This is a genomic window from Marinobacter sp. tcs-11 (assembly GCF_002049515.1).
GTDB lineage: Bacteria > Pseudomonadota > Gammaproteobacteria > Pseudomonadales > Oleiphilaceae > Marinobacter > Marinobacter nauticus.
The window spans coordinates 46,162-54,427 of the sequence record NZ_LLYU01000024.1; the positions used below are offsets into that span (position 1 = coordinate 46,162).

10 protein-coding genes, 1 tRNA gene and 1 pseudogene are annotated in these 8,266 nt (G+C 54.9%); 6 read left to right on the plus strand and 6 right to left on the minus strand.

Annotated features, from left to right (window positions below):
- Positions 1-29: 29 nt before the first annotated feature.
- Positions 30-773, plus strand: coding sequence for a cyclic di-GMP-binding domain-containing protein, MshE-related (locus ARC85_RS17560; RefSeq protein WP_014421704.1), 744 nt, complete (start codon positions 30-32; stop codon positions 771-773).
- 71 nt (positions 774-844) lie between these two features.
- Here the strand turns inward: ARC85_RS17560 and ARC85_RS17565 are convergent, their stop codons facing one another.
- From ARC85_RS17565 to flgA, 3 genes are all read right to left on the minus strand, one after another.
- Entirely contained in the window at positions 845-1,315 is a 471-nt protein-coding gene (locus tag ARC85_RS17565; protein WP_014421703.1) for a flagella synthesis protein FlgN, read from the minus strand.
- A gap of 7 nt (positions 1,316-1,322) precedes the next feature.
- Positions 1,323-1,649, minus strand: coding sequence for a flagellar biosynthesis anti-sigma factor FlgM (flgM, locus tag ARC85_RS17570; RefSeq protein ID WP_153740158.1), 327 nt, complete (start codon positions 1,647-1,649; stop codon positions 1,323-1,325).
- A 127-nt stretch (positions 1,650-1,776) separates the two neighbouring features.
- Positions 1,777-2,484, minus strand: a complete 708-nt coding sequence (gene flgA, locus ARC85_RS17575) for a flagellar basal body P-ring formation chaperone FlgA (RefSeq protein WP_153740157.1) — start codon at positions 2,482-2,484, stop codon at positions 1,777-1,779.
- Positions 2,485-2,669: 185 nt separating this feature from the next.
- Between flgA and ARC85_RS17580 the strand changes: the two genes are divergently transcribed.
- The 4 genes from ARC85_RS17580 to ARC85_RS17595 all read left to right on the plus strand — a co-directional run bounded on the left by ARC85_RS17580 (position 2,670) and on the right by ARC85_RS17595 (position 5,882).
- Positions 2,670-3,599 carry a chemotaxis protein CheV gene (locus ARC85_RS17580; protein WP_113879677.1) on the plus strand — a complete coding sequence of 310 codons (930 nt, stop codon included), beginning with the start codon at positions 2,670-2,672 and terminating at the stop codon, positions 3,597-3,599.
- A 35-nt stretch (positions 3,600-3,634) separates the two neighbouring features.
- Positions 3,635-4,462, plus strand: coding sequence for a CheR family methyltransferase (locus tag ARC85_RS17585; protein ID WP_286715634.1), 828 nt, complete (start codon positions 3,635-3,637; stop codon positions 4,460-4,462).
- A 34-nt stretch (positions 4,463-4,496) separates the two neighbouring features.
- Positions 4,497-5,396, plus strand: a complete 900-nt coding sequence (locus tag ARC85_RS17590) for a LysR family transcriptional regulator (RefSeq protein WP_153740155.1) — start codon at positions 4,497-4,499, stop codon at positions 5,394-5,396.
- A 120-nt stretch (positions 5,397-5,516) separates the two neighbouring features.
- Entirely contained in the window at positions 5,517-5,882 is a 366-nt protein-coding gene (locus ARC85_RS17595) for a DUF7352 domain-containing protein (protein ID WP_153740154.1), read from the plus strand.
- Between the two features lie 57 nt (positions 5,883-5,939).
- On the opposite strand, the gene ARC85_RS17600 is transcribed toward ARC85_RS17595, so the two are convergent.
- Both ARC85_RS17600 and ARC85_RS17605 read right to left on the minus strand, forming a co-directional pair.
- Positions 5,940-6,608 carry a cupin domain-containing protein gene (locus ARC85_RS17600; RefSeq protein WP_153740189.1) on the minus strand — a complete coding sequence of 223 codons (669 nt, stop codon included), beginning with the start codon at positions 6,606-6,608 and terminating at the stop codon, positions 5,940-5,942.
- 21 nt (positions 6,609-6,629) lie between these two features.
- Entirely contained in the window at positions 6,630-7,160 is a 531-nt protein-coding gene (locus ARC85_RS17605; protein ID WP_153740153.1) for an isochorismatase family protein, read from the minus strand.
- Positions 7,161-7,362: 202 nt separating this feature from the next.
- Between ARC85_RS17605 and ARC85_RS17610 the strand changes: the two genes are divergently transcribed.
- Positions 7,363-7,453, plus strand: a tRNA-Ser gene (locus ARC85_RS17610).
- A 45-nt stretch (positions 7,454-7,498) separates the two neighbouring features.
- On the opposite strand, the pseudogene ARC85_RS17615 reads toward ARC85_RS17610, so the two are convergent.
- Positions 7,499-8,143, minus strand: a pseudogene (locus ARC85_RS17615) (AEC family transporter); the annotation flags it as partial.
- Positions 8,144-8,266 lie beyond the last annotated feature (123 nt).

The following is an 8,266-nucleotide window of genomic DNA, read 5'->3' on the forward strand; positions in this document are numbered from 1 at the left end:
GTGATCACTGATACTGCAGGAGGAATCTGGTGAGAATCCGTCAGGGTTTTGAAGAGAAATCCCGGCTTGGCCGGTTGCTGATCAATCGTGGCTACCTGTCTGAAGGTCAGCTGGAAGAAGGGCTTCGTGCTCAGAGGGAAACCGGGCAGCGCCTCGGTGAGGTGTTAATTGCTGCCGGCTGGATCTCAGAGAGGGAACTCCACCGCGTACTCAAGCATCAGTCGCGTTACCGCAATGCAGCAGCGCTTGTTACCATGGTCACCTTGCCATTTCAGCCCCTGGTGTCACTGGCGTCCAGCAACACCAATGCAGCGCAGATAGGCGCCGGAGCGGGCGAACTCTACGAGCGGAGCGGACTCACCCCCCTCTCGGAAGAGGAAATGTCAGGGGTGTCTGCACAAAGCGGTATTGGCCTGATGGAGCGTCTGGAGGCCGTGTCTTCCATGCCCGCCAGCGCCCGGGACGATCTCTCAGGAGAATCTCCCGATGTCGATGTGGTGGAAGGGATCAGACTGGCGGCAAATGTATTCGTGCCGGTGCTCAGTTTTCTGGATTCAGACCTTACAATTACGGGTGTGCATTACCGGGACTCAGAGCCTCGCTACTCGCTACAGGAAGACGGAGGCCTGAGGCTGGCATTTCCGGAGCGTATCGAGGAAATCCGGATGGATAATATTCGCGTGATGGGCGGCCAGACTCCACCCATGGGCAATGTCAGCATTCGCGATATCCGCTTTCACCCGGATTCCCAGATGACCATCTATACGCGTTGAAAACCTTGCCCTGAAACGAAAAATGCCCGGAAGATCTCCGGGCATTTCGTTGTCTGTGAGCGATGGGCGTATCAGGCGCTGGCCAGAATGTTGGTGCTTGAGACGTTGGTCTGCTGGCCTTTGGCACCATAGAGCTTCTGCTGGGCGGAAGCACCTCGGAAGATGTCGGTAAGGCGTGACAGGCGCTTTTGCAGGTGTCCAAGAATTCGGCCGTTGTTCTGATTCACGGCCTGGCATTCGCGCAAACGGGTGTCGGCTTCTTTCCAGAGTTGGTACAGCTCATCCATACCAGCGGCGCGAATGAAGCGTGATGGCTCTCCGGCATTGGGCTTGTAGCCCATATTCACCAGCAGGTGAATCTTCTTTTTGGCGCGTTCGCGTATGCCCTCAAGAATCTGGTTTTTCCGGCTGGTCATTTCCTGGAGGGGTTGGATATCCGCAGAGGAGAGCACGGATTTTTCCTGGTGGAGTACTTCCGCCAGCGACTCAAGCTGGCGGATATCTTCCTGAAGAATCGCTTTCAACTGTTCATGTGCAGTCATGCTTTACTCACCCGAAAATGCTTTTATCCATCTCAAGCATTTTCTGGGCCAGTTTCTGGGCATCTACCTTGTAGGTGCCGTTCTCAAGAGCAGAACGAATCTGTTCGATGCGATCATCGTCCATTTCGGGGTAGTCCCCCAGCTTCTGCTCAAGTTGCTTCAGGTTTTTCGCCTGATTGCTCAGGTTCACGTTTTCGCCACGGGCAGCGGGGCTCTGGGCCTTGGCTTGCTCGCCTGAGGGCGCCTGTGACGTTTGATTGCCTGAGGCTTTGTCGGCCGTGGTGCGCGTGGTGTTGACCTGGCCGGGGCCAATTCCATTTAAGTCAACTGACATATCAATACCTGCTTGCCTGGGGCCACAAGAAAGTGGCGTATTCGGGTTTATATCTGCTTAACGGCAAATCCGCGCCATACTTTAGTTACAAAACGGAAAACATTTGCCGCTCTTGCTGTTTGCCGCCTTACATCGGAATTTCGACCCGCCCGGGGCCAACGGCACGAGCTTTGACTGTCCGGGACGAGCGGAGATTTTCCACCAGTACCTGTTCTCCAACGCCCGCGCTCGCCAGTGCCTTACCGCGAGATGATACCGAGAATGAGCTTGAGCGCGCGGTGATAATAACATGGTCACCCCGCTCAATCGCGTTGGGAGCTTCAAGGAGATCCGGGGTCATTACCGTGCCGGCGTTCACCGGGCGGCGCATCATCATGCCTGAAACGGACTCTTTGCGGGTGAGTACGCCGCGACGACTGGCATTGATCTGCACCGAATTTAGGGTGACCAGGTCCGGCGTCAGGCGTTCGCCACGTGCCAGAGGACGGGCTGCTATCAGGGCAGGGCCGTGAACCTCGACGCTGGTGGTAACGTACATTCTCCAGGGGCGCTCACCACTGCAGGAAACCAGGACCGACGGGCTGGTGGTCTGTAGCGGATCGCCCGCAAACTCGGCATTCAGCCCCTTGTTGCAGGCAGCAAGGGCGATGCGGCTGTCGATAGCGCCAACTTCGTAGCGGCTCGTGTAGCCCTCGGCAGCAAGGGTTCTGGACCACTCTGCCAGGAACGTCTGGGCAGCGTCACGGATGGCTTCAGCACTGGTTCTCTCCGAAGACAGAGTGATTGGGCTCAGTGATAGACACAATGCAGCCAAAAAGATGATTCGCATACGCACCGGTTTGTCCTATGCTGTCTGTATCTGTGGATTTTGTCGAAACACGTTAAGGATTCGGGTTGTCGGGCCGTTAACCCTTAACAGGTTTGCAGGCGTCAAAGATTTGTCTTGGACAGGCCTGAAAACACCTTGCAAAGGTCAAAGCAATATTGATGCCGGTATAGGCACGCCAGGAGTAAAGCATCATGGCAGGGGTATTAGACAGCGTTAACCAGCGCACCCAGCTAGTCGGTCAGAACCGGCTTGAGCTATTGCTGTTCCGTTTACGGGGGCGGCAGTTGTACGGCATCAACGTATTCAAGATTAAGGAAGTTCTTCAGTGCCCGAAACTGTCGTCGATTCCCAATAGCCGGAGCGTCGTCAGAGGCGTCTCCCACATTCGTGGTGAGACCATTCCCATTATTGATTTGAGTATGTCGATCGGTCTGCCGGGTATTCCGCAAGAGCAGTTGTCTACCAGTTTCGTGATCATCACCGAGTACAACCGTAAAACCCAGGGCTTTCTGGTAACGGGCGTAGACCGGATTATGAATATGAACTGGGAAGATATCTTGCCTCCGCCGAAGGGCGCAGGGAAGGATGTCTACCTGACAGCGGTTACGAAGATTGACGATAAACTTGTAGAAATCATAGATGTAGAAAAGATTCTTGCAGAAGTTTCTCCGCTCAGGGAAGATGTGACGGAAGAGCTGGTGAGCCGAAGTGCGGAACGCGTTCCGGGTCATTTGCCCGTGCTGGTTGTGGATGATTCTTCCGTGGCTCGCAGGCAGATCGAGCGTTGCCTGACCGCCATCGGAATGGAAGTGGTTACCAAAAATGATGGCAAGCAAGCGCTACAGTATCTCAGAGAGCTTACTCAGGACGGGTCGAAAGCGAACGACCACCTGTCTCTGATTATCTCTGATGTTGAGATGCCGGAAATGGACGGCTACACCCTCGTTACCAGAATCAAAGAAGATGCGGCTCTGAAAGAAATGTATGTAATGCTGCACACCTCGCTGAGCGGTGTCTTCAACCGGGCGATGGTGCAGAAAGTGGGCGCAGACGATTTCATGGCGAAATTCAGCCCGGATGAGCTGGCCGAGCGAGTAATGGAAATTATTGATCAGCACTGATGCTCGGCTGATGGTTTCACCCACGAAGAGATCCAATGAAAGCGGACATAACGCCCCAGGAATACGAAGCCTTTAAAAAGTTCCTGCAGGATGCGTGCGGCATCCTGCTGGGTGATAACAAACAGTATCTTGTAAAGAGCAGGCTTCGGCGCATTCTCGAAGAAAACAGCCTGAATTCCCTTGGAGAGCTTCTGGAACGATTAAAGAGGCCTGGAAGGGCAGGCTTGCGCGAGGTGGTCATCGACGCGATGACGACCAACGAGACACTTTGGTTCAGGGACAACCATCCGTTCCGGATTCTGCAGGAAAAGCTCTTGCCAGAGTTTGCCGAGCGCAATTCACTCCAGCCGTTAAGAATCTGGTCTTCCGCCTGTTCTACTGGCCAGGAGCCATACTCCGTAGCCATGGTAATTGACGAATTCCGCCGCACCCGGCCGGGTAAGCTGCGGGATGTAAAAATCACGGCAACGGACATTTCCAAAAGCGTGCTGGAGGTTGCCCGGAGAGGCGAGTATGAAATGGTCGCCATCGGCCGCGGGCTGTCGCCGGAGCGTCAAAAGCACTTTTTTACCCCCTCGGCCAACGGTGGTTGGCAGATTCGACCGCAAATCAAGTCCATGGTGGAATTCAAGGAATTGAACCTGCTGGATCGATACATGCTTGGCAAGTTCGACATCATCATGTGCCGGAATGTGCTGATCTATTTCTCAGCGGAACTGAAAAAGGACATTCTTACCCGGCTGCATGGTGCTCTGAACCCCGGAGGCTATCTAATTCTTGGTGCTTCTGAGTCTTTGAACGGGCTTCCCAATCTCTACGAAATGGTCCAGTGTCACCCTGGCATCATCTATCGCAAAAAATAGCCGGGAACTTTTCAATGCGGAGTAGGGGACCGATGTGGAGAATCTGAACCTCCGACATCTCTATTATTTCTGGGTTATTAGCCGCGAAGGCTCTATTGCCCGAGCCAGCGAGGTACTCGACCTGGCACCCCAGACCCTCAGTGGTCAGCTTGCGACCTTTGAAGGCGCGGTGGGCGGCCGGTTATTCAGCCGCGAGCGCCGGCAACTGGTACTCACAGAGCTCGGCCATATGGTTCGCAGTTATGCCGATGAGATCTTCGAGCTGACCGGTCAGTTGTCTGAAACCCTGAGGGCGGGGCCTGAACACAGGCCGCTTTCCTTGTCTGCGGGCATATCGGCGTCTATCCACAAACTGATCGCCTATTACCTCCTTCACCCGGCGATGAAGCTGAACCGGCCCGTGCAACTGGAATGCCGGACCGGCCGGACGGAAGATCTTCTTCTCAGCCTCAAGCGGAAGGAGCTGGACGTGGTACTGACCGATAGAATGCCCCAGGCAGAATCTCCTGAACGTTTCGCGGTTCATCCGCTATCCCGGTCTACCATCAGTCTGTTTGCTGCACCCGAACTGGCGGAGCAGCTCAAAACCGGCTTTCCTCACTCGCTCAATCACCAGCCGTTACTGGCGAACGCTACCGATGCGCCGTATTTCGAGAAACTGATGCACTGGTTCAATCTCAATAATGTCCGAATGAACCTGGTTGCCCGAGTCGATGACAGCGCCCTTATCAAGGTGTTTGGTCGGGAGGGACTTGGTGTATTCGCGGCCCCTACGATGATTCAGGATGAGGTGTGCCGGCAGTATCAGGTGGCTTTGATTGCTTCGCTCGATGAAGTGACAGACCAGCTGTTTGCAGTCACCCGAAGCCGCAAGCTGGCCCATGAGGGAGTGCGGGCAATCTGTGAGGCTCGTCAGGGGGTCTTTGAACGCTAGGCTTCAAGCTGTTAGATCTGCGAAAAATACGATGTTTTTTGCTTAAGAAAACTTATTTTATCGAAGCTTGCGCTGCTCCATTATGGAATTGTATTCCGCAGTATCCAGAGGAGCGCAGCTATGAAAACGATTCACAAGTTCAGACTCGAACCTGGTAAAGAGCCTACCACCCTGACCTTGAGAGAGGGTTATGAAGTGGTGCGCTGCGAGTATCTGGTGCCGCATAAAGCGGTCTTCCTTTGGGTACAGCAGCCATTGAATGTAACCACGCCCACTGTGGAACGGCAGTTCCGGGTGGCAATGTCGGGTGAGCCGGTTCCGGATCGGTTCCAATACATCGATACCGCTCTTGATCCGTTTGGTCCTGAGGCCTACCACGTCTTCGCGGTGCCAGCAGGTGAGTTGCATCTCACGGGGAATGGCCATGAGCGGGCCAGTGATGAATTGCTGGGTGGCGCCGGGTGGCAAGGGCGTTACGCGTCCTGACTATCATCTCTAGCTAGCAGCGTTGCACGCTCTCTTGGGCCCCGATTGGGGCCCTTTTTACGTTTCAGGAGAATGATTGACCGGTAAGTGACCGGTTTTTACCCAGATGACCGTTTCATGCTCTACGAACGGATGGTGTTGGCTCAGATGCGGGCTGCGAATCCAGCTCCCGGCGGGATAACGGCCGTGTTCATCACAGAATTCGCCGGACAGCACAAAAATCTCTTCTCCACCAAAGTGACGATGTGGCTGAAAGGTCTCGTTGGGTGGCCACTTCACCAGGGCAACGTGCTCATGCTCGAATTCGTGCAACGGCATAACCTGTAAACCGCCAATGCCGGGCAGCCAGTGGCCGGCATTGGTATCGATTCGAACCGTCGCGGTATCTCTCGGGTCGAACTGATGGAGTTTGACCAGCAGGGTGCAGCCCTCTTCGCTGAACGGTGCATGACTGCTGCCCGGAGGATTCCGGATGTAGGTGCCGGCCGGATAGTGGCCGGTCTCGTCGGAAAAAACGCCTTCAAGCACCAGAATCTCTTCACCCAGAGGGTGTTCGTGGGTAGAAAAGGAAGAGCCGGGCTTATAGCGTACAACGCTGGTAGCGTGGCCCCGCTCGGCTTCCTCTCGGGCCAGTGGCTTGCGCTCAACGCCTGCGGCGGGGCTGGGGACCCAGCGCTGTTCGTGGGTACGAATAACAACGCGCTGGGAAAAATCCATGTTGAGCATAACGTGTCTACCTTCTGTCATTCACTTTATCAGAGCCTGAATGTCCCGGAAGTGTGGGTGCTTGCAGTGAACCATCCACTCGAAAGCCACCATTTCAGTGGTAACAATGCGAGCGCCGCTCTGGTGCAGTCGATCCAGGGCAACGTCCCGATCGAGTTCGCTACGGGACCCGGTGGCGTCGGCCACCACCCATACCTTGTAGCCGGCATCCAGGAGGCTCAGGGCGGTTTGCAGCATACATACGTGGGTTTCGCAGCCTCCGATGACAATATGTTGCCGGCCTTCTGGCAATTCATCGATGAGCCCGTCCGGGCAGGCGTCGAAATGGGTTTTCGCCAGGGTTGTGGAGCAGAGCTCCTTAACGCCTTCAAGATTCGGCCCAAGCTTTTCAGGTAGCTGCTCGGTTGCAATCGCAGGAACGCCAAGCAGTCCGGCGATGGTTGCCAGCGTAATGCAACGCTCAGCAACCGCATCGCCTTCGCTAATGGCAGGCATCAGCCGTTCCTGGACATCAATGAGCAACAGGGTGGATTGGTCAGCTTTCATCAGCATGGTCATTCTCCTGGACGTGTTGAGCGGGTTTCCTGAAAGGATACGTCATGGATCCGGGGTTTGTTATGTCCGAGGCCGTCGTAAGTCCCTTCGGAAAATTTTTTTGATGAATTCAAAACATGGAGTTGCCAAACGCCGCCAAAACCATTAAAGTTTGCGCCCTCAAATGAGCGACGACATCGCTGATTTGAAACAGTTTATTGGAGAGGTGGCCGAGTGGCTGAAGGCGCACGCCTGGAAAGTGTGTATACGTTAATAGCGTATCGAGGGTTCGAATCCCTCCCTCTCCGCCAATACAAAACCCCAGCAGAAATGCTGGGGTTTTTTATTGGTTCTCTCTACGCAACTCCTATCGACTGCAGCACAAACACCCCGGTAGTTACCGTCACACTCGCCAGCAAGGTCGTCAACGCGATAATGTTTGCTGCCATGCGATCGTTGCCGCCCAGAGCCTTCACCATCACGAAACTGGCCGCTGCCGTTGGGCTGGCGAAGAACAGGAACATGAGCCCGAGTTCGCGCCCTTCAAAGCCGGCCAGCCAGGCTACAAGTGTGCACAGGGCCGGCAAAGACACCATCTTCCAGATGGATGATCCCACGGCCGGGCCGCTGTCACTGCGGATGGATTTCAGTGAGACCGTTGCGCCGATACAGAGCAGGGCGAGGGGCAGCGTTAGCGAAGCAAAGTAGTCGCCGCTGGTCATTACCCATCCGGGAAGCCTGATTTCAAGGGCTGCAAAAGGAATAGCCAGCACTACGCCGATGATCAGTGGGTTTCTGGCAATGTCTCGCAGGGTGTTGGTCAGGCTCATGGTTTTACCGGGCTGATACGCCAGCAACACGATCACCGATAACGAGTTGTAGACCACAATCACCAGAGCCAGGAGCAGGCCCCCGGCCGAGAGCCCATAGTCGCCGTAAAGGTTGGCTGCCAACGCCAGACCAACGATGCCACAATTGCCCCGAAACGCGCCCTGGACATACTAAGAAGTACAAAAGTAAGCGGACATCATTTATAATGTAGGCATTGTTCAACCGACCTTATCGGAGTTGCCTACTCATGCGCCATACTGACGGTCGTAAACTGGATCATAAAACTCTGGAAG

What these genes read in the sequence shown, in the direction of transcription:
- flgM (WP_153740158.1), bottom strand. Translation starts at nt 1,649, where the DNA reads ATGTCAGTTGACTTAAATGGAATTGGCCCCGGCCAGGTCAACACCACG.
- ARC85_RS17565 (WP_014421703.1), bottom strand. Translation starts at nt 1,315, where the DNA reads ATGACTGCACATGAACAGTTGAAAGCGATTCTTCAGGAAGATATCCGC.
- ARC85_RS17595 (WP_153740154.1), top strand. Translation starts at nt 5,517, where the DNA reads ATGAAAACGATTCACAAGTTCAGACTCGAACCTGGTAAAGAGCCTACC.
- ARC85_RS17600 (WP_153740189.1), bottom strand. Translation starts at nt 6,608, where the DNA reads ATGCTCAACATGGATTTTTCCCAGCGCGTTGTTATTCGTACCCACGAA.
- ARC85_RS17580 (WP_113879677.1), top strand. Translation starts at nt 2,670, where the DNA reads ATGGCAGGGGTATTAGACAGCGTTAACCAGCGCACCCAGCTAGTCGGT.
- ARC85_RS17605 (WP_153740153.1), bottom strand. Translation starts at nt 7,160, where the DNA reads ATGCTGATGAAAGCTGACCAATCCACCCTGTTGCTCATTGATGTCCAG.
- ARC85_RS17585 (WP_286715634.1), top strand. Translation starts at nt 3,635, where the DNA reads ATGAAAGCGGACATAACGCCCCAGGAATACGAAGCCTTTAAAAAGTTC.